This window comes from Pseudomonas sp. NPDC089554 (assembly GCF_050280645.1).
Lineage (GTDB): Bacteria > Pseudomonadota > Gammaproteobacteria > Pseudomonadales > Pseudomonadaceae > Aquipseudomonas.
In genome coordinates, this window is record NZ_JBNNVR010000095.1 from 1 (window position 1) to 20,710 (window position 20,710).

Below are 20,710 nucleotides of genomic sequence, written 5' to 3' on the forward strand. Positions count from 1 at the left end.
GCCACGCGTCGGCCGCCTGGACAACTTCTTCAGCCTCGGCGGCCATTCGCTGCTGGCCGTGCAGTTGGTGGAGCAGCTGCGTGAACACGGCTGGGCCATGGATGTCCGCAGCCTGTTCAGCGCACCGACCATCGCCACGCTGGCCGCTTGGTTGGCGCAGCGTGAAGCCGTCCCGCAACAGCAACACGAGGTGGTGGGCGCAGCGCTGCCGCTGGGCTGCACCCAGATCACGCCCGAGCTGCTGCCCATGGTGACGCTGACCCAGGCGCAGATCGACCGCATCACCGCCCGCGTCGAAGGCGGCGCAGCCAACGTGCAGGACATCTACCCCCTGGCACCGCTGCAAGAAGGCCTGTTCTTCCACTCGCTGATGGAGCGCGAAGGCGACACCTACCTGCTGTACACCACCCTGGCCTTCGACGCCGAAGCCCGCGCCCAGGCGTTCTGCCAGGCGCTGCAGCAGATCATCGACCGCCACGATATCCTGCGCACCGCCCTGGCCTGGGAAGACCTGGAGCAACCCGTGCAAGTGGTATGGCGCCATGCACCGCTGTCGCTCGAAACCCTGCACGTCAAAGGCCCCGATGCACTCGCCGAGCTGCTGGCCCACACCGACCCACGCCAGCGCCGCCTGGACATCACCCAGGCACCGCTGCTTCGCGTGGTGAAGGCCTTCGACGCGCAACAGCAGCGCTGGCTGTTGCAAGTGCTGCACCACCACCTGGTGCTGGACCACACCACCCTGGAACGCCTGGTCGAGGAAATCGCCCTGATCGAGCAGGGGCGCCAGGCACAACTGCCCGCGCCGATCCCGTTCCGCACCTTCGTCGGGCATGCCCGACGCAACCAGGACAGCGCCCACCAGCAGGCGTTCTTCCAGGCCATGCTGGCCGACGTCGAGGAACCCACCGCACCGTTCGGCCTGCTGGATGTGCAGAACACCAGCGCGCTGGAGCACTGCCAGGCTGCTCTGGAGCCTGCGCTGGCACACGCGCTGCGCCAGGCTGCGCGACGCCACCAGGTCAGCGCGGCGAGCCTGTTCCACTTAGCCATGGCCCTGGTGCTGGGCAAGGCTACCGGGCGTACCGACGTCGTCTTCGGCACGGTCCTGCTCGGCCGCCTGCAAGGGGTACAAGGCGCCGAGCAGGCGCTGGGCGTGTTCATCAACACCCTGCCGCTACGTATCGGCTATGCCCAAGCCTCGGTGAGCGACAGCCTGCAACGCACCCACCAGGCACTGCTGGCCCTGCTCGAACACGAACATGCGCCCCTGGCCATGGCCCAGCGTTGCAGCGGCGTGCCCGCCAGCACGCCGTTGTTCTCGGCGCTGCTGAACTACCGCTACAGCCTGGAAGACACACCGCACCAAAGCATCGACGGCATGCAGGTGCTGAGCACCGCCGAACGCACCAACTACCCCTTCACCGTGTCGGTGGACGACCTCGGCCAAGGTTTCGCAGTGACCACCCAAGTAGCCGGTTCGGTGGGTGCGCAGCGGGTCTTGGCGTTCCTGCGCCAGGCCCTGGCCAGCCTGGTCGAGGCCCTGGACAAGTACCCGAAACGGCTGACCCAGACGCTCGACGTGCTGCCAACAGACGAACACCAGCGCCTGGCACGCTTCAATGCCACGCAACGACCACGCGCCGCCCGTGCCCTGTTGCACGAACGCTTCGAAACCCAGGCGCGCCTGAGCCCCGAGGCCGAAGCGCTGCGCTACAAGGGCCGGGGGCTCAGCTATGGCCAGCTCGAAGGCCAGGCCAACCGTCTGGCCCGGCGTCTGCAAGCGCTGGGGGTCGGCCCTGAGGCCCGGGTCGGCATTCACCTGCCGCGCAGCCCGGAACTGGTGGTGGCGCTGCTTGGCGTGCTCAAGGCGGGTGGCGCCTATGTGCCGCTGGACCCCACCTATCCCGCGCAGCGCCTGGCCTACATGCTCGAAGACAGCGCCCCGGTGGTGCTGCTGACCCTGGGCGATGCGCCGCTGGGCCTGCCCCTGGCCGAAGGCTGCCAGCGCCTGGATGTCGCCGAGGCGCTGCGCTCAGGCGACAGCAGCCCGCTGGATGTCCCCGTGCAAGGCCAGCACTTGGCGTACATGATCTACACCTCCGGCTCCACCGGGCAGCCCAAGGGCGTGATGATCGAGCACCGCAACGCGCGCAACTTCCTCGACTGGGCGGTACGCAGCTTCAGCGTGCCAACCCTCGCCCGCAGCCTGTTCAGCACCTCGATCAACTTCGACTTGTCGGTGTTCGAGTGCTTCACGCCGCTGTCCTGCGGCGGCACCCTGGAGCTGGTCGACGATGCCCTGGCCCTGCTCGAACAGCGCCCCGCGCTAAGTCTGGTCAACACAGTGCCCTCGGCCCTCGACGCCCTGCTGCGCGCCGAGGCCCTGCCAAGTACGCTGCACACCGTCAACCTCGCCGGCGAGGCGCTGGCGCAGCACCTGGCCGAGCGCCTGTTCGCCCATAGCGCGGTACGCCAGCTCAACAACCTGTATGGCCCCACCGAAACCACGGTGTACTCCACCTGGGTCTCGATGGACCGCACCCAAGGCTTCGCCCCGCACATCGGCCGCCCTATCGACAATACCCAGGTCCACGTGCTGGACGCCGCGCAGCAACCGCTGCCGGTGGGTGTCGTCGGCGAGCTGTACATCGGTGGCGCGGGCGTGGGGCGTGGCTACCATGGCCGCCCCGAGCTGACCCGCGAGCGCTTCCTGCCCGACCCGTTCAGCAGCGAAGCCGACGCCCGCCTGTATCGCACGGGCGACCTCGGTTTCTGGGACGCCGACGGCCACCTGCACTACCTGGGGCGCAACGACTTCCAGGTGAAGATTCGCGGCTTCCGCATCGAATTGGGCGAAATCGAGTCGGCCCTGCTCGACCTGCCCCAGGTCACCGCCGCTGCGGTGCTGGCAGTGCCGCGCAACGGCCAGGAACCGGCCTTGGTGGCTTACGTGGTTCCCGCGCAGCTGGAGCCTGCCGCCTTGCGCCAAGCCCTGGGCGAGCGCCTGCCGGCCTACATGGTGCCCGCACAAGTGCTGCCCCTGGCGGCCCTGCCGCTGACGCCCAACGGCAAGCTCGACCGCGCTGCCCTGCCAGTGCCGGGCGAAGACGCCTGGGCCAGCCAGGCCTTCGAGGCGCCGCGTGGGGAGCAGGAAACCCGCATGGCCGAGATCTGGCGCGAGCTGCTGGGCGTTGCCCAGGTCGGGCGCCATGACCATTTCTTCGAACTGGGCGGACATTCGTTGCTGGCCGTGCAGTGGGTATCGCGGGTGCGCCAGCGCCTAGGCCTGGAACTGCCGCTGGCGACCTTGTACGCGCACCCCACCGTCGCCGAGCTGTCCACGCTGATGGGCACTGCCGAGCACAGTGCGCTGGCCCCCATCGCTGTGTTGGCCGAGCAGGCAGAGCGGCCCTTGTCGTTCGCCCAGCAGCGCCTGTGGTTCATCGCCCGCCTGGACGCCCAGGCCAGCGCCGCCTACCACATCAGCGGCGCCCTGCGCCTGGATGGCGTGTTGGATGAGGCGGCCTTGCAAGCGGCCCTGGCGCGCATCGTCGAGCGCCACAGCGTGTTGCGCACCACCTTCATCGAGGCGGATGGCGAAGTACGTCAAGTCGTCCACAACCAAGCACACTGGGCCTTCTCGCACCTGGAAAAGGCCGACGACCTTCAGGCCACCCTCGCCGAAAACGCCGCCCAGCCCTTCTCGCTGAGCGAGGGCCCGCTGCTACGCGTACTGCTGGTACACCAAGGCGCACAGCGCCATGTGCTGCAAGTGACGCTGCACCACATCATCGCCGACGGCTGGTCGATCGGCGTGCTGATCGACGAACTGTCGGCGCTGTACAAGGCGCTGCGCCAAGGCCAGGCAGACCCACTGCCCGCCCTGGCGATCCAGTACGCCGACTACGCCGCCTGGCAACGCGATTGGCTGGCCGGCGCACGCGGCGAGGCGCAGTTGGCCTATTGGCTGCAACACCTGCAACAGGCGCCCGAACGTCTCGAACTACCCACCGACCGCCCCCGCCCGCCGCGCCAGGACTTCGCCGGCGCGCGCCTTCCGGTGGCCCTCGACGCCGACACCAGCGCCGCCCTCAAAGCCTTGAGCCTACGCCACGGCACCTCGCTGTACATGACCCTGCTGGCCGCCTGGGCTGTGGTGCTCGGGCGCCTGGCAGGCCAGGCGCGGGTGGTGGTCGGCACCCCGGTGGCCAACCGCACGCGCAGCGAGGTCGAGCCGCTGATCGGCTTCTTCGTCAACACCCAGGCGCTGTGCATCGACGTGGACGAGCAACAGGACGTGGGCCAACTGCTGGCCCAGGTGCGCGAGCACGCCTTGCAGGCCCAGGCCCACCAGGACGTGCCGTTCGAACACGTGGTCGAAGCCCTCAACCCGCCGCGCTCCCTGGCCCACAGCCCGGTGTTCCAGGTGCTGTTCGCCTGGCAGAACGCCCCGCGCAGCACCCTCGACCTGGACGGCCTGAGCCTGACGGTGCTGGCCGCCGAGCAAAGCACCGCGCAGTTCGACCTGTCGCTTGAGCTGTACGAGGCCAATGGCTGCATCGTCGGCGGCCTGAACTACGCCACGGCGCTGTTCGATGCGCCCAGCGTGCAGCGTCACTGGGGCTACCTGGCCAATGTGCTGCGCCAGTTGTGCCGTGATGACCGGCAAGCGCTGCCCCAGCTGGCCCTGGTCGATGCCCAGGAGCGCGAACGACTGGCGCATGCCCTCAACCCGGCGCCGACCCCTTACGCCGAGGCCGGCTGGGTGCACCAGCCGTTCGAACGCCAAGCGCGCCTGCAACCGCAGGCCATCGCGGTAGAGCTGCACGGCCGCGCCCTGAGCTATGCCGAACTCGACCGCCAGGCCACGCAGTTGGCCTGGGACATGATCGAGCAAGGTGCCGGGCCCGGCCAACGCGTGGCCATCCACTTGCCACGCAGCCTGGAAATGGTACTGGCGCTGCTGGCCACGCTGAAGACCGGCGCCGCCTACGTACCGCTCGACCCCAGCCAGCCGCTGGCGCGGCGCCAGGGTATCGTCGAGGACTGCCAGCCATGCCTGCTGTTGTGGGATGCGCAGCGGGTCGAGGCGCTGCACTGCGCTGAAGGGTGCACTGCGATGCAAGTACGCCTGGCCAGCCATCCCACGTCGGCAGCGCAAGCGCCTGAGCTTGGCCAGGCCCGCCCGCAGGACCTGGCCTACGTGATGTACACCTCCGGCTCCACTGGCGTGCCCAAGGGCGTTGCCATGGGCCACCTGGCCTTGAGCAACCTGCTGGCCTGGCAGGCCGAGCAGGCCATGCAAGGGCCGGCTCGCACCCTGCAATTTGCCGCCCTGGGCTTCGATGTGGCGTTCCAGGAAATCTTCTCAACGCTCGGCAGTGGCGGCACCCTGGTGCTGCTGGACGAGGCCCAGCGCCTGGACCTGGCCAGTCTGCCGCAATGGCTGGCCCAGGCGCGCATCGAGCGCCTGTTCCTGCCCTACATCGCCCTGGCGGCGCTGGCCGACAGCTGGTCCGAAGCCCCTGTGGACCTGCCACTGCTGCGTGACGTGGCCGTCGCAGGCGAGGCGCTGCGCATCAATGGCGCGATACGCGCCTTGTTCAGGCAACACCCCCAGGCCCGCCTGCACAACCACTACGGGCCGACCGAAACCCACGTGGTCTGCACCCACACTCTGCCCGCCAACCCCGACCAATGGCCGGACGTGCCGGTAATCGGCAAGCCGATCGCCAATACCCAGGTCTACCTGCTCGATGGCCACGGCCAATGGGTGGCGCAAGGCGCCGTAGGTGAGCTGCACGTGGCCGGCACGGCCCTGGCCCAGGGCTATTTGAACCGCCAGGACCTGACCACCGAGCGCTTCATCGACCACCCGTTCGACCACACCCCCGGTGCACGCCTGTACAAGACCGGCGACCTGGCCCGCTGGACCGCCGACGGCGAGCTGCAATACCTGGGGCGTAACGACCTGCAAGTGAAGATTCGCGGCTACCGGGTGGAGCTGACCGAGGTGGAAAGCCGCCTCGACCAGTTGCCGGGGCTGCGCGAATCGGTGGTCGTGGTACTGCCGGGCAGCCAGGGCGAGCCACGCCTGGTCGCCTATTTCAGTGCCGAGCAAGCCTTGTCCCCCATGAGCCTGCGCAACCAGCTGAGCGAGCGCCTGCCCGACTACATGCTGCCCAGCGCCTTCGTACAGCTGCCGACGCTGCCGATCACCAGCAATGGCAAGGTCGATCGCCGGCGCCTGCCCGAGCCCGCCCCCGAAGCCTTCGCGCAAACCGCCTACAACGCGCCCCAGGGCGAGCTGGAAAGCACCCTGGCGGCGATCTGGAGCGAGCTGCTGGGCGTGCAGCCGGTCGGCCGCGACGATGACTTCTTCAGCCTCGGTGGCCACTCGTTGCTGGCGCTGCGCCTGCTCGCCCAGGTGCGTCATCGCCTGGGCCTGGAGGTGCCGCTTTCGACCGTGTTCGCCCAGCCCCGCCTGCGCGGGTTGGCCGCGGCCCTGGCCAGCGCCGGGCACAGCCGCCTGGGGCCACTGCTGGAAGCCGACCGCAGCCAGCCGCTGCCGCTGTCGTTCGCCCAGCAGAACCTGTGGCTGATCCAGCAACTGAACCCCGATGCCACGGCCGCCTTCAACATGCCCGCCGGCCTGCGTCTGCAAGGCCACCTGGACACCCGCGCCTTGCAGCGCGCGCTGGACACCATCGCGGCGCGCCATGAAAGCCTGCGCACCCGCTTCGTCAGCATTGCCGGCCATGCACGCCAGGTGATCGACCCACCACGCGCCCTGAGCCTCGACACCCTCGACCTGACCTTGCCGGGCGCCGCCGACTGGCAAACGCTGTGCGCCGAGCAAGCCAGCCAGCCGTTCGACCTGACCTGCCAATGGCCGATTCGCGCACGCCTGCTGCGCCTGGGCAGCGATGACCATGTGCTGCTGGTGACCGTGCACCACCTGGTGTCGGATGGCTGGTCCATGGGCGTGCTCACCGACGAGTTTTCGCGCCTCTACCAAGCCTTCAGCCAAGGCCTGCCCGACCCGCTGGCACCCTTGTCGCGCCAGTATGGCGACTACACCCTGTGGCAACGCCAATGGCTGCAAGAGGAGGAACTGCAACGCCAGCGCGCCTACTGGCAGGCCCACCTGGCCGGTGCGCCGACCTGCGTCACCTTGCCCACCGAGCGCCCACGGCCGGCCCGGCAGGACTACGCCGGGGCCAGCCTGCCGGTGCGCATCGACGCCGAGCTGACCCGCGCCCTCAAGGCTCTGGGCCAACGCCACGGCACCACCCTGTACATGACCTTGCTGGCCGCCTGGTCGGTGGTGGTCAGCCGCTTCGCCGGGCAAAGCGAAGTGGTGATCGGCTCGCCGGTGGCCAACCGCCCACGGGTGGAGCTGGAACCCCTGATCGGCTTCTTCGTCAACTTCCAGGCCCTGCGCATCGACCTGGGCGACAGCCCGCAGGTCGGTGAGCTGCTGGCCCAGGTCAAGGGCCTGGCGCTGGCGGCCCAGGAGCATCAGGACCTGCCGTTCGAGCAGGTGATCGAAGCGCTCAACCCGCCGCGCTCGCAAGCCCACAACGCGATCTTCCAGCTGATGCTGGCCTGGCAGAACGCGCCCCAGGGCAATCTCGACCTGGGCAATGGCCTGCACCTGCAAGGCGTGGGTGCGCCGGTGAGCACGGCCAAGTTCGACCTGGCGCTGGACGTTCACGAAGTGGGCGATGTGATCGAGGGCGGCTTCAACTACGCCACCACGCTGTTCGATGCCGACAGCGTGGCGCGCCACTGGCACGCGGTGCTGGCCGTGCTGCGGGCGATGGTCGAGGACGACCGCCAGGCCGTGAACCGCATCGACCTGCTCAGCCAGACCGAGCGCCAGCAACTGCTGCAAGGTTTCAACCCAGCGCCCGTGCTGGCGCAGCCTGCCGGCGAGCGTCTGCACCAGCGCTTCGAAGCCCAGGCGGCGCGGCGCCCAGACGCCATTGCCGTGCAGTTCCAGGAGCAAACCCTCAGCTACCAGGCGCTCAACCAGCGCGCCAACCGCCTGGCGCGCCATCTGCGCACCCTGGGCGTCGGCCCGGATGTGCGCGTGGCGATCCACACCGAGCGCGGGCTGGACATGCTGGTGGGCATCCTGGCGACCCTCAAGGCCGGGGGCGCCTACGTGCCACTGGACCCGGTCTACCCGGCGCAACGCTTGAACTTCGTCCTCGCCGACAGCACCCCGGCGGTGCTGCTGACCGTCGATGTACTGCCCGACGCGCTGCAACTGCCGTCGCACTGCCGCGTGGTGTCCCTGGACCCACAGGCCAGCAACTGGGCAACGCTGCCCGCCCATGACCTGTCCGTTGACCCGCGGGCCAGCGACCGCGACCTGGCCTATATCATCTACACCTCCGGCTCCACGGGTGAGCCGAAGGGCGTGATGATCGAACACCACGCCGTACTGCGGCTGTTCAGCGCCACCGACGCCTGGTTCGGCTTCGACGAGCGCGATACCTGGAGCCTGTTCCACTCCTTCGCCTTCGATTTCTCGGTGTGGGAGATCTGGGGCGCGCTGCTGCATGGCGGCCGTCTTGTCGTGGTGCCCTACCTCACCTCGCGCAGCCCCCAGGACTTCTACGACCTGGTGGTAGAGACCGGCGTCACCGTGCTCAACCAGACCCCCAGCGCGTTCTACGCCTGGATGAAGCAGACCGCCGCGCAACCGCACCGCCTGCGCTGCATCATCTTCGGCGGCGAAGCCCTGGATGCCGCCGCGCTACGCCCGTGGTTCGCACGGCCGGACAGCCAGGCCACGCGCCTGGTGAATATGTACGGCATCACCGAAACCACGGTGCACGTCACCTACCAGCCGATCAGCGCCGCGCACTGCCAGGCCCAGGCGGGGCTGGCGCCTATCGGCCAGCCGATCCCCGACTTGCAGCTGTACCTGCTCGATGACCAGGGCGAACTGGTGCCGCGCGGCGTGGTGGGCGAGCTGCACGTGGCAGGGCCGGGCCTTGCCCGTGGCTACCTGAACCGTCCTGCCCTGAACGCCGAGCGCTTCCACCCGGCGCGCTTCGCCGGTGGCGAAGGCCTGCGCCTGTACAAGACCGGCGACCTGGCACGCTGGGAGGCCGATGGCACCTTGCAGTACCTGGGCCGCAACGACCAGCAGGTCAAGGTGCGGGGCTTCCGTATCGAGCTGGGCGAGATCGAAGCCCGCCTCGGCGCCCTGCCAGGTTTGCGCTCGGCCCTGGTGCTGGCGCGCCAGGACGAACCTGGCGACCCGCGCCTGGTGGCCTACCTGCTGGCCGAGCCAGGCCAGCAGCTGGTGCCCGGGACGTTGCGTGCGGCGCTGGCCGAACAGCTGCCAGCGCACATGCTGCCTTCGGCCTTCGTGCAACTGGCGCAGTGGCCGCTGACCGCCAACGGCAAGCTCGACCGCCGCGCCCTGCCCGTGCCCGACCAGCAGGCCCTGCAACAACACGCCTTCGCAGCGCCGGTGGGTGCGGTGGAAACGCGTCTTGCCCAGCTGTGGGCGAAACTGTTGGGTGTCGAGCAGGTGGGCCGTCACGACAACTTCTTCGCCCTGGGTGGGCACTCGCTGCTGCTGGTGCAGTTGCTCGACGGCCTGCGCGAACAGGGGCTGGACGTGGCCATCGGTGCCCTGTTCAACGCTCAGGACCTGGCCGCCCTGGCCGAACAGGTGGTGAGCCTGGACACTGCCCAGGGCCTGCTGTGCATTCGCGCTGGCAACGCGGGGCAGGCACCGCTGTTCTTCATCCACGAAGGCACCGGCGAGGCACTGCCCTATGCCCGATTGGCCCAGCACCTGGACCCGGCACTGGGCATCTACGCGATCCAGGCGGCCGCCGAGCTGGACGATGACATCGACAACCCGACCCTGGCCAAGCGTTACGTGGCGTTGCTGCGCAGTGTCCAGCCGCAAGGGCCGTATCGCCTGGCGGGCTGGTCGGCAGGCGGTGTGCTGGCCTATGAAATGGCCCGCCAACTGCTGGGCGAAGATTGCCCGGTGGCGTTCCTCGGCATGGTCGACAGCAGCCAACCAGGCGCGCTGCGTGCCGAGCCGGTGTCGCCAGGCGCGGACGAAGACGGCCTGCGCCAGCAATTGCTGGGCTACCTCGCGCAGCACTGGTCCGCCGACGTACAGCGGTATGCCTCCCACGACCTGGACGCCGTGATCGCCACGGCCCAGGCGCAGGGCTGGCTACCGCCAGGCTTCGACCGCCGTGAGCTGGTGCGCCGCGTGCGGCTGAACGTTGCCCTGCGCAATGCCATGGTCCGCTACCGGCCCGTGCCGCTGGGCATCCCGGTGCACCTGTTCAGCGCCACCCGGCCGCTACCGGGTGTGGGCGAGCCGGCCGCCGGCTGGCGCGCCCTGCTGGGTGCCAACCTGCTCGAGCGGTCGGTGCAAGGCGATCACTGGTCGATCCTGCGCGAGGCAGAACCTTTGCAACAGTTGGCCAGCGCCCTGCAACAAGCGCTGGACGATACCGAGCGGCACCCCCCACGCACGCCCGGCCCGCGCGCCAGCCTGGTGCTGCAAAGCGGTGCCCCTGGCGCGCCTTGCGTGTTCATGATGCCCGGGGCGGGCGCCAACGTTTCGAGCTTCATGCCACTGCTGCATCAGCTGGGCCGGCAGTTGACGGTGATTGGCCTGCAAGCCCGTGGTTCGGACGGCCAACGCGAGCCCCACGCCACGGTACAGGCCGCAGCCAGCGCCTACGTGCAGGAGATTCGCGCCCAAGTGCCCAACGGCCCCTACTACCTGCTGGGCCATTCGTTCGGCGGTTGGCTGGCCTTCGAAGTCGCCCGGCAGTTGCAGGCCGACGGTGCCCAAGTGGCCCCGGTGCTGCTGCTCGATAGCCCGGTGCCCGGTAAGCCCTTGGCCGAGGGTGTCCGCGCCAGCCTGGCCCGCTATGTAGACCTGCTGGAAATGGACGCTGGCCGCAGCCTGGGCCTGGACATCGAGCAGTTGGCGAACCTTGAACCAGAGGCGCAATGCGCGCAGCTGCTGGCGCGCATGCAAGCTGTCGGGCTGATGCCCGCGCAAGCCCGCGTGCAGGTGCTGCAAGGCCCGCTGCGGGTGTTCCACGCCAACCTGGCCACGGCCTACCAACCCGCCTCGCTTTATAACGGCAAGGTGGTGCTGATCGAAGCCGAGCCGAGCCGCGCTTCACGGGTCGAGGGTTGGAAAGCCTTGGCCAAGGACTGCCAACACCAGGTGCTCGAGGGGTGCGATCACTTGTCGATGCTCAAGGCGCCCGCCGCCTCACGGCTGGCTCAATCCCTGCGCCAGCACTGGCCGGCACTGGAGGCATTGCACAAGCATGAGGCGTGAACCTTCGATCAAACCCTGGCTATGGGCCTGGGCCGGCCAGGTTGTCTCCACCCTGGGCTCGGCCCTGGCGGCCTTCAGCCTGGGGGTGTGGTTGCTGCAACAGCAGGCCAGCATCACCGACTATGCCTGGGTAATCGCCTTGTCGGCTTTGCCAGGCCTGCTGCTGGCGCCCTTGGCCGGTTGGCTGGTGGACCGCTGCGAGGCGCGCAGCATCCTGCTGCTGGTCGAGGCGGTCAGTGGCCTGGCGGCCTTGGCCCTGTGGTGGTCGTTCGAGCGCGGCACCCTGGGCCATTGGCAGGTGTATGCCTTCGCCACGCTCAATTCCAGCTGCCTGACGGTGCGCATGCTCACCTGCCAGGCGGCGATTCCTCGGATATTGAGCGGTGCCCAGGCGATTGGCCGAGCCAACGGCCTGATGCAACTGATGACCGGCCTGCCGCAACTGGTGGCGCCCACCCTGGCCGCCGTGCTGCTGGCCAGCATCGGCGTGCCGGGGTTGTTGCTGCTGGATGTGGGCGCGGTGCTGGCCTCGGCCAGCGTGTTGCTGTGCCTGGCCTGGTTCGCCAGGGCCGTGCGCGCCAGCCCAGCCGGCCAGGGTGTGCCTGCTGGCGGGTTGTCTGCGGTGCTGGCCGTGCTGCGCGGGCGCCCGGCGTTGTGGGTGTTGCTCGGCTACCTGGGCCTTGAGCACCTGATGCTGGGGCTGGCCTCGGCGCTGCTGTCGCCCTTGGTGCTGGAGCGCCATTCGGTGCTGGTGCTGGGTACGCTGATGACCTGCGGTGGCCTGGGCATGCTCGCTGGCTCCCTGTGGGTGGTGGCGCGCCCACCGCAGCGCCTGGTGCGTACCATCCTGCTGGCCGACCTGGCACTGGGCGCCAGCGTGCTGGTGATTGGCGGCAGTCGCTCGCCGGTGCTGCTGTATGCGGCGGCCTTCGTGGCCTTTGGCTGTTTTTCCCTGAGCACCAGCAGCGACCAGAGCTTCTGGCAACGCAGCGTGCCCCAGGCACTGCTCGGCCGCGTGCTGTCGGCACGGCAAGTGGTGTGCCTGCTGGCCTTGCCCCTGGGGGCCTTGGGCGCCGGGGTGCTGGCCGATGGCTGGGCCATCCCATGGATGGGTGAGAGCGGCGCGCTGCAAGCCACGCTGGCAACCTGGCTGGGGGTCGCCAAGGTGGGTGGCTTGAGCCTGCTGTTCGCCGTGGCCGGCCTGGCCTATATGGCGCTGGCCTGCCTGGGCCTGGCCATCACACCGCTGCGCCGCCTGGCGCCAGGGCTGGTTGACGCACCTACCGCTAAATGCTCAGATTCCGCCCTGGCTTCAGGCGACCAACACCGGCTTGGCGAAGGATGATGCCCAGCCAATGCACTTATGACGACTTCTGGATACCCCGATGCTGACTGCCCTGCTGTTCGACCTCGATGGAACCTTGACCGACACAGACACCCTGCACTTGCAGGCCTTTCGCAAGCTGCTGTACGACCACGATGGACGTGAGCTGACCCAGGAGCAGTTCAACGTGCAGATCAGCGGCCGCTCCAACGCCCTGCTGTTCGCCGACCTGTTCCCCGGCACCGATGCCGCCCATCGCCAGGCGTTGGCCGAACACAAGGAGGCGCTGTTCCGCGAGCTGTCGCCCGCGCTCGAACCCATGCCGGGGTTGCTGCGCCTGCTCGAACACGCCAAGCGCCATGGCATCGGCAAATGCGTGGTGACCAACGCGCCGCGTCTGAATGCCGAGCACATGCTGTCGGCCATGGGCATCAGCGAATGGTTCAGCCATGTGCTGGTGTCGGACGAACTGGCCCGCGCCAAACCCGACCCACTGCCCTACCTCACCGGCTTGCAGCGCCTGGAGGCCCAGGCGGGCGAAGCACTGGCGTTCGAGGACTCGTTGCCAGGGGTGAAGGCGGCGGTAGATGCCGGGATCTTTACCGTGGGGCTGGCGACAACCCAGTCGCCCGAGCGCTTGTTGGAGGTTGGTGCGCAGCTGGTGATCGAGGATTACAACGACCCACGGCTGTGGGCGCTGATCGAACGCATGCAGGCGGCCTGACCCCACCGCTCGTCGACCCGGCACAAGTCACTGTCGAATCACCTGGTGCCGGGTCGACCATTTGCTGAAACCCTTCGTGGAGTCAGCACCATGAGCACCTCCGATCGTGACCACCCAATTGCCACGCGCGCCCAGTGGCTCGCCGCTCGCCGCCAGCTGTGGCTGCACGAAAAAGCCTTCACCCACCAACGCGACGAACTCGCCGCCGCCCGCCGCGCCTTGCCGTGGGTAGCAGTCGAGCAGGATTACCGCTTTGAAGGGCCGCAAGGCGAACTCGGCCTGGCCGACCTGTTCGCCGGGCGCAGCCAATTGCTGGTCTATCACTTCATGTTCGCCGAGGGCTGGAGCGAAGGCTGCACAGGCTGCTCGTTCCTGGCCGACCATTTCGATGGCGCCAACCTGCACCTGGCCCATCACGATGTGACGCTGGTGGCGGTATCACGGGCAGCCTTCACTGAGTTCCAGGCCTTTCGCTCGCGCATGGGCTGGCGTTTTCCCTGGTATTCGTCGCACGGCTCGCGTTTCAACGAAGAGTTCGGCGTGAGCATGGCCGAGGCCGGTGGCGGGGAGTACAACTACGAACCCTATGACGGCGATGAGCATGAACTGCCAGGGTTGAGCGCGTTCTACCGGGACTCGGCCGGGACGGTGTACCACACCTACTCCACCTACGCCCGAGGGCTGGATATTCTGGTCGGGGCCTACAACTTCCTCGACATCGCCCCGCTGGGACGCAACGAGGACGGGACCATGGACTGGGTGCGCCACCATGACCGCTACGCCCAGGCGCAGGCCGCGTCCGACTGCTGCAAGAAATAGCAGGGTCGTAGCGCTCAGATCGCCTGCACCGCCAGCAACTCGGTCAGCACCTCGGCCAACGCCTTGACCATCACATCGGCCGTCGGCCGGTGCACGATGACGATCTCGTAGCTGTCCACCTCCGGCAGCCCCTCGGCACTGCCCAGCACCCGGTGCTCGGCGGTCGCCGCGCGCGGCGGCAGCAGGCTCACGCCCATGCCGTCGGCCACTGCCGCCTGGATGCCGGACAGGCTCGAACTGGTGAAGCTGATGCGCCAGCGCCGGCCCATGCCTTCGATGGCGCTGATCATGTCGTCGCGGTACAGCCCTCGCGGCGGGAAGGTCACCAGCGGCACTGGGTCGAGTTCGAAGGACGGCATGCGTGCGCTGTCGATCCATTGCAGCCGCTCCGGCCAGCAGGCCACGCCCTCGCGGCTGTTGCGCCGCTGCTTGAGCAGCACTAGGTCGAGCTCGCCGTTATCGTAGGCCTGGCTGAGGTCGCGGCACAGGCCGCTGGTGACTTCCAGCTTGACCTGCGGGTGGTGGCGGCTGAACGCCGACAAGGCATTGGTGGTACGCCCGCCGACAAAGTCCTCCGGCACGCCCAGGCGTATGGTCATGCCGACCATAGCGCCGGCCAGGGCCTCGAGCATCTGGTCGTTCAGCGCCAGCATGTGCCGGGCGTAGCCCAGCAGGGTCTGCCCGGCGTCGGTGGGCAGTACGTCGCGGTTGCCGCGCACCAGCAGGCGATGGCCAACCATGTCTTCAAGACGGCGCACCTTCTGGCTGATGGTCGACTGGGTCGAGTGCAGGCGCGCCGCCGCCGTGGTGAAGCTGCCGCAGTCGGCGACCACGACGATGGCCCGTAGCAGGTCGAGGTCGAACAGGGCCCTATTCGATTTCACGCCAATAGACATGTTCGTATTCAACTTTCAAATGACAAGCCTGACTTCTAGCACGCTCAGTCGCCCAGCGCCACGCCCTCGCGCCTCGGGTCGGCCCCCGCGCGCCAACCGTTGCCGCTACGCTGGATGACCTGGGTACCGCTGGTCATCTCCATGGGGGTGACCTCATGTCCGCGCGCCTCAAGCGCGCGTACCAGCGCCGGGCTGGTCAAACCGGCCTCCACTTCGGTGCTGGCATTGCGGCTGCCGAAATTGGGCAGGTTGATTGCCGCCTGGGGGTCGAGCTTCCAGTCCAGCAAGCCGACCAGGGCCTTGTTCACGAAGCCGATGATCTGCGAACCACCGGGCGAGCCGAGGCTGGCCAGCAGCGTGCCGTCGGCGGCATCGAACACCAAGGTCGGCGACATCGACGACAACGGCCGCTTGCCCGTCGCCACGCGGTTGGCCACCGGCCGGTCGCCCTCGCGGGGTATGAAGGAGAAGTCGGTGAGCTGGTTGTTGAGCAGAAAGCCCCCGACCATGATGTGCGCACCGAACGCGGCCTCGATCGAGGTGGTCATGGCCACCGCAGCGCCTTGGGCGTCTACCGCCGAGAGGTGCGAAGTGGAGGTGCGCAGCGGCGAACGGTCCGGCGCCAGGGCCACTACCGGGCCTGGCGGGCTGCCCGGCTGGGCACGCTTGAGGCTGTGCTCGCCGATCAAACGGGCGCGCTCGGCGAGATAGCCGGGGTCGACCAGGCCTTGGACATTGACAGGCACCTGGTCGCTGTCGGCCAGGTACAACGCGCGGTCGGCAAAGGCCAGGCGCTCGGCCTCGGCCACCAGGTGCACGGCCAGCGGCAGCGGCTCCAGGCCTGCCGGAGAGGCACTGTCACGGGGGGCCAGGGCGGCCAGGTCCAGGCGTGGGTCGTGACGCTGCAAGGCCTCGAGCATACCCAGGGTCTGCAACACCGCCACGCCACCGGAAGACGGCGGTGGCATGCCGCACACCTTCCAGGCCTTGTAGGGGCCGCACACCGGCTGGCGCTCGCGGGCCTGGTACTGACGCAGGTCGTCCAGCGACAGACGGCCTGGATTGGCGTGGTTGCCAACCGCCTGCACCATGGCTTGGGCCAGCTCACCGCTGTAGAACGCCTGCGCGCCCTGCTCTGCAATCTGCTTGAACGTACTCGCCAAGGCGGGGTTGCGCAGCTGCGTGCCGACCGCCAGGGGCTTGCCATCGGCATCGAGAAAGTATCGGGCCATTGCGGGCGAGCCTTGGATATAGGGGTCGGCCGCCAGCAGCCCGTGCAGCCGCGCCGACATTGGGAAGCCTTGCTCGGCCAGGGCGATGGCCGGTGCGAACAGTGCCTGCCACGCCAGCTTGCCATGTTGCCCATGGGCCATTTCCATTGCCCGCAGCACGCCGGGTACACCCACCGAGCGGCCACCGATCTGCGCCTCGCGAAAGCCCATGGGGCTGCCATCGGCGCGCTGGAACAAGTGCTCGTCAACCGCGGCCGGAGCCGTTTCGCGGCCATCGAAGGCCTGTACACGCTGGCCGTCCCAATACAGGATGAATGCGCCACCGCCGATGCCACTGGACTGCGGTTCGACCAACGTGAGCACTGCCTGCATGGCGATTGCGGCATCGATTGCGCTGCCACCGGCGCGCAGTATCTCGCGGCCTGCCGCGCTGGCCAGTGGGTTGGCCGACGCGGCCATGTGCCGGTCGGCGTGCGTGGTCACAAGGCCTGCGCGGTAGCCGGAGTCCCGTTCCGGCGCAGGCGTGTCGGCGCTGCACCAGAAGCTGGCGGTCGCCAGGTAAAAGAATCCGATCAAGCGCGAGAATGTGTGCGGGGCAAGTGTCAAACCGCTTCCTTCCTGTGGCCGGAGTAAACATGGCCGGTAGGATACAGGCTGAGCGCCATCGGGCGACAAGGTCACTCGCAGCTTGACGTATACGTAAACCTGCCAGTAGGTTAGCCCCAACACCCTCCCCGCGAGCCTCAGCATGAGCAGCCAGACCTACAGCATTTCCGATTTGTCCCGCGAGCTGGACATCACCACCCGGGCGATCCGCTTCTATGAAGAACAAGGCCTGCTGAGCCCCGAGCGCCGAGGCCTGGAACGCATTTATTCGGCACGCGACAAGGTCACCCTCAAGCTCATCCTGCGTGGCAAGCGCATCGGCTTTTCGCTCGCCGAATGCCGCGAGCTGATCGCGCTGTACGACCCCAGCAGCGGCAACCTCAAGCAGCTCAACAGCATGCTCGCCAAGATCACCGAGCGCCGCGCCCAGCTGGAGCAGCAGATGCTCGACATCCAGCAGATGCACCTGGAGCTGGACACCGCCCAGGAGCGCTGCGAACAGGCCCTGGCCGCCACCCTGGCACCCACGCCCCAAGACCACCGTTGATCCGCCACAGGAAACCCGCCATGTCATTGCCCGCAACAGTGCGCCTGGTCGAAGTCGGCCCGCGCGACGGCCTGCAAAACGAAGCCCAGCCCATCAGCGTCGCCGACAAGGTGCGGCTGGTGGATGACCTGACCGATGCCGGCCTTTCCTATGTGGAAGTCGGCAGCTTCGTCTCGCCCAAGTGGGTGCCGCAGATGGCCGGCAGCGCCGAGGTGTTCGCCGGCATCCGCCAGCGTGCAGGCGTTACCTACGCGGCGTTGGCCCCCAACCTGCGGGGTTTCGAGGACGCCGTGGCGGCGGGGGTGAAGGAGGTGGCAGTGTTCGCTGCCGCGTCCGAGGCGTTTTCCCAGCGCAATATCAATTGCTCGATCAGCGAAAGCCTGGCGCGCTTCGAGCCGATCATGCAGGCGGCGCAGCAGCACGGTGTGCGGGTGCGTGGCTACGTGTCCTGCGTGCTGGGCTGCCCGTACGAGGGCAAGGTCGCTGCCGAGCAGGTCGCCCCTGTGGCCAGGGCCCTGTATGACATGGGCTGCTACGAAGTATCGCTGGGCGACACCATCGGCACCGGTACCGCAGGCGACACCCGCCGCCTATTCGAGGTGGTCTCGGCCCAGGTGCCACGCGAGCAGCTGGCCGGGCACTTCCACGACACCTACGGCCAGGCCTTGGCCAATGTGTACGCCAGCCTGCTCGAAGGTATCCGGGTGTTCGACAGCTCGGTCGCGGGTTTGGGCGGCTGCCCCTATGCCAAGGGCGCCACCGGCAACGTGGCCACCGAAGACTTGGTGTACCTGCTGCAGGGCCTGGGTATCGATACCGGCATCGACCTGGACAAGCTGATCGCAGCCGGCCAGCGCATCAGCCAGGTGCTGGCCCGCAGCAATGGCTCGCGGGTGGCCAAAGCGCGCCTGGCGCGGTGAGTCACACGCTTGTCACAGAGGTGTGGGTGAAGTGTTACCCCGGCACGCCCAAGCGGCAGAAAATCGGGTAACACGGAAACAATTCGATAGACTTTCTGGCATACCGGCGCCGAGCAAATCTACCAAATCATTGATTTATAAGGACTTTATAAAGTTGGCACGGCACCTGCTTTATCTCGAGCACAACAAGAATAAAAAAATAGCGACATCCCAATAAAAACAACATGCACCGGCTCTGACATAACAAGAACAACACGGCAGAGGCGCAGCAAGCAGATTTTTTTGGAGTCGACGTGCCTTCCAGGGGATTGCCCCGCGGCCTGACACAGAACAATAAAACTACCTTCAGGTAGCGACAGTCAGGATCGAACCCTTCTGGGTGAAAGCAGGTTAGCGCTCAAAAAAATACGTTTGCTCTTGGCCCCGCATGGGGTCCTTGCTACAGAAACAGGCTGACAAAAACAACAAAAGGCCGGTTTCCAATAATAAAAAGAGCAGGCAACAACGCCTTTGAGGGGAGCTTCGGCTCCCCTCAGTGCTTCCTGCCCTCCTCCTCCCCCTGCTTCTCCTCGCTTTCCCCTTCGACCTTGTCCACCAAGACCGGCATGGTGCTCAGCACCAGCAGCGCCAGCACAGTGCTGATCAGGGCCGTGGCCTCGCGCCCCATGCCTGCGGCAATGCCGATCGCAGCGGTCATCCACAGCCCCGCGGCGGTGGTCAGCCCCTTGACGTGGCTGGTGTCCCGGCCATTGCCCTTGAGGATGGTCCCCGCGCCCAGGAAGCCGATACCGGCGACGATACCCTGGATCACCCGGCTCAACGCCTGCTCGTCCGCACCGGCCATGCTCGGCGCAAGCACGAACAACGCTGCACCCATCGACACCAGCATGTGCGTGCGCACCCCGGCCGACTTGCCCTTGTGCTCGCGCTCGAAGCCCAACACCGCGCCCAGCAACGCGGCCATCAGCAAGCGCACGAGAATCCGCGTGACTTCCTGCTCGTCGGTAACATCGGTGAACTCGGCCTGCACGGCCTGCCATACGTTCTGCCACATGGTGTGCCTCTGCGAACGCGCCCTGTTCAACGGTGGACCTTGCGCCGCGCCAGGAGTGCGAACCAAGCCGCTGGGCGCCCCGATGCAGCAACCCCATGCCGTCTGCGGTCACAGCCTGTAACCGCCAACTGGAGGACACCGCCATGCCTGTTGAAATCGACGAAAGCACCGGCCGTTGCATCATCACCGGCCAGGACCTGCACCTAGAGGCCCTCGGCCCCGAGGTCGAGATCATCACCGACGAGCAGATGCGCATGTCGGTAGCACTGGTGCAGGGCGCCCGCGTACCCATCACCGAATCAGAGGCCGATGCACTGACGGTCGCAGGTGCGGTGGATAGTCGCAGGCATCTCAAAAGTAGCGTGCCAGGCTCGGTAATCTAAGGCCTGCAGGGGTTCTAGCGCTCATCTGATATGGTTTTTATCGCGCCAGCTGAGCCTGTGCTGAAAACAGTTCCGGCGCCATAGTGCCCAGGCCTGATGGAGGCCTGATGAGCACACCAGCATGAGCGATAGAATCCCCTTGCACGTTGTAGAAGTCGGCGCACCTGCTACCAGCAGGCCCAAGCGCCGCAGCGATGGAAGCATCCATACCCGCAGCTTCACCGGTTTTTACCGCAACCTGCGCATCGGCTTCGCAGGTCTGCTGTTCGTGCTGTTCTTCGGCACCGCCTGGCTGGACTGGAACGGCCGCCAGGCGGTGCTGTGGGACCTGGCCGAAAGCAAGTTCCACATCTTCGGTGCCACCTTCTGGCCACAGGACTTCATCCTGCTGTCGGCGCTGCTGATCATCTGCGCCTTCGGCCTGTTCGCCATCACGGTGTTCGCAGGCCGCGTGTGGTGCGGCTACAGCTGCCCGCAAAGCGTATGGACCTGGCTGTTCATGTGGTGCGAGAAAGTCACTGAAGGCGACCGCAACCAACGCATCAAGCTGGCCGCCGCGCCCTGGTCACTGGAAAAGCTGACACGCCGTACGCTCAAGCATGGCTTGTGGGTGGCCATCGGCGTACTCACCGGGCTGACCTTCGTCGGCTACTTCACACCCATTCGCCCCTTGGCAGCCGAGTTGCTGAGCCTGGAACTGGGGGGCGTGGCGCTGTTCTGGGTGCTGTTCTTCACCGCAGCCACCTACCTGAACGCCGGCTGGCTGCGCGAGGCGGTGTGCATGCACATGTGCCCTTATGCGCGCTTCCAGAGCGTGATGTTCGACAAGGACACCCTGGCGGTCGCATA

Annotated in this window: 10 protein-coding genes and 3 pseudogenes; 10 read left to right on the top strand and 3 right to left on the bottom strand. The window is 67.4% G+C overall.

Going from position 1 to position 20,710, the window contains the following annotated elements; translation table 11 throughout:
- Positions 1–67 precede the first annotated feature (67 nt).
- The 6 genes and pseudogenes from ACQKPE_RS21780 to ACQKPE_RS21805 all read left to right on the top strand — a co-directional run.
- A pseudogene (locus tag ACQKPE_RS21780) lies at positions 68–7,885 on the top strand (amino acid adenylation domain-containing protein); the annotation flags it as partial.
- Between the two features lie 126 nt (positions 7,886–8,011).
- A pseudogene (locus ACQKPE_RS21785) lies at positions 8,012–9,418 on the top strand (amino acid adenylation domain-containing protein); the annotation flags it as partial.
- Positions 9,419–9,526: 108 nt separating this feature from the next.
- A pseudogene (locus tag ACQKPE_RS21790) lies at positions 9,527–11,356 on the top strand (alpha/beta fold hydrolase); the annotation flags it as partial.
- Positions 11,346–12,701, top strand: coding sequence for an MFS transporter (locus tag ACQKPE_RS21795; protein WP_427668788.1), 1,356 nt, complete (start codon positions 11,346–11,348; stop codon positions 12,699–12,701). The pseudogene ACQKPE_RS21790 and the gene ACQKPE_RS21795, both read left to right, overlap by 11 nt.
- A gap of 40 nt (positions 12,702–12,741) precedes the next feature.
- Entirely contained in the window at positions 12,742–13,404 is a 663-nt protein-coding gene (locus ACQKPE_RS21800) for an HAD family hydrolase (protein ID WP_427668789.1), read from the top strand.
- Between the two features lie 90 nt (positions 13,405–13,494).
- Positions 13,495–14,223 carry a DUF899 domain-containing protein gene (locus ACQKPE_RS21805; protein ID WP_427668790.1) on the top strand — a complete coding sequence of 243 codons (729 nt, stop codon included), beginning with the start codon at positions 13,495–13,497 and terminating at the stop codon, positions 14,221–14,223.
- A gap of 14 nt (positions 14,224–14,237) precedes the next feature.
- Here the strand turns inward: ACQKPE_RS21805 and ACQKPE_RS21810 are convergent, their stop codons facing one another.
- Together ACQKPE_RS21810 and ACQKPE_RS21815 are read right to left on the bottom strand one after the other, a co-directional pair.
- The gene (locus tag ACQKPE_RS21810) at positions 14,238–15,119 is read right to left on the bottom strand and encodes a LysR substrate-binding domain-containing protein (protein WP_427668791.1); all 882 of its coding nucleotides are present in this window, start codon (positions 15,117–15,119) and stop codon (positions 14,238–14,240) included.
- A gap of 44 nt (positions 15,120–15,163) precedes the next feature.
- On the bottom strand, positions 15,164–16,927 hold the full coding sequence (locus ACQKPE_RS21815; protein WP_427668792.1) for a gamma-glutamyltransferase family protein: 1,764 nt from the start codon (positions 16,925–16,927) through the stop codon (positions 15,164–15,166).
- Between the two features lie 172 nt (positions 16,928–17,099).
- Here ACQKPE_RS21815 and ACQKPE_RS21820 point away from each other — a divergent pair, with 172 nt between their 5' ends.
- Positions 17,100–17,504 carry a MerR family transcriptional regulator gene (locus ACQKPE_RS21820; RefSeq protein ID WP_427668793.1) on the top strand — a complete coding sequence of 135 codons (405 nt, stop codon included), beginning with the start codon at positions 17,100–17,102 and terminating at the stop codon, positions 17,502–17,504.
- A gap of 20 nt (positions 17,505–17,524) precedes the next feature.
- Positions 17,525–18,424 carry a hydroxymethylglutaryl-CoA lyase gene (locus ACQKPE_RS21825; RefSeq protein ID WP_427668794.1) on the top strand — a complete coding sequence of 300 codons (900 nt, stop codon included), beginning with the start codon at positions 17,525–17,527 and terminating at the stop codon, positions 18,422–18,424.
- Positions 18,425–18,956: 532 nt separating this feature from the next.
- On the opposite strand, the gene ACQKPE_RS21830 is transcribed toward ACQKPE_RS21825, so the two are convergent.
- Positions 18,957–19,478, bottom strand: coding sequence for an MgtC/SapB family protein (locus tag ACQKPE_RS21830; protein WP_427668795.1), 522 nt, complete (start codon positions 19,476–19,478; stop codon positions 18,957–18,959).
- A gap of 143 nt (positions 19,479–19,621) precedes the next feature.
- Between ACQKPE_RS21830 and ACQKPE_RS21835 the strand changes: the two genes are divergently transcribed.
- Together ACQKPE_RS21835 and ACQKPE_RS21840 are read left to right on the top strand one after the other, a co-directional pair.
- Positions 19,622–19,861 carry a DUF3203 family protein gene (locus ACQKPE_RS21835; protein ID WP_427668796.1) on the top strand — a complete coding sequence of 80 codons (240 nt, stop codon included), beginning with the start codon at positions 19,622–19,624 and terminating at the stop codon, positions 19,859–19,861.
- Between the two features lie 121 nt (positions 19,862–19,982).
- On the top strand, positions 19,983–20,710 hold a 728-nt coding region (locus ACQKPE_RS21840), incomplete at its 3' end, for a 4Fe-4S dicluster domain-containing protein (RefSeq protein WP_427668797.1).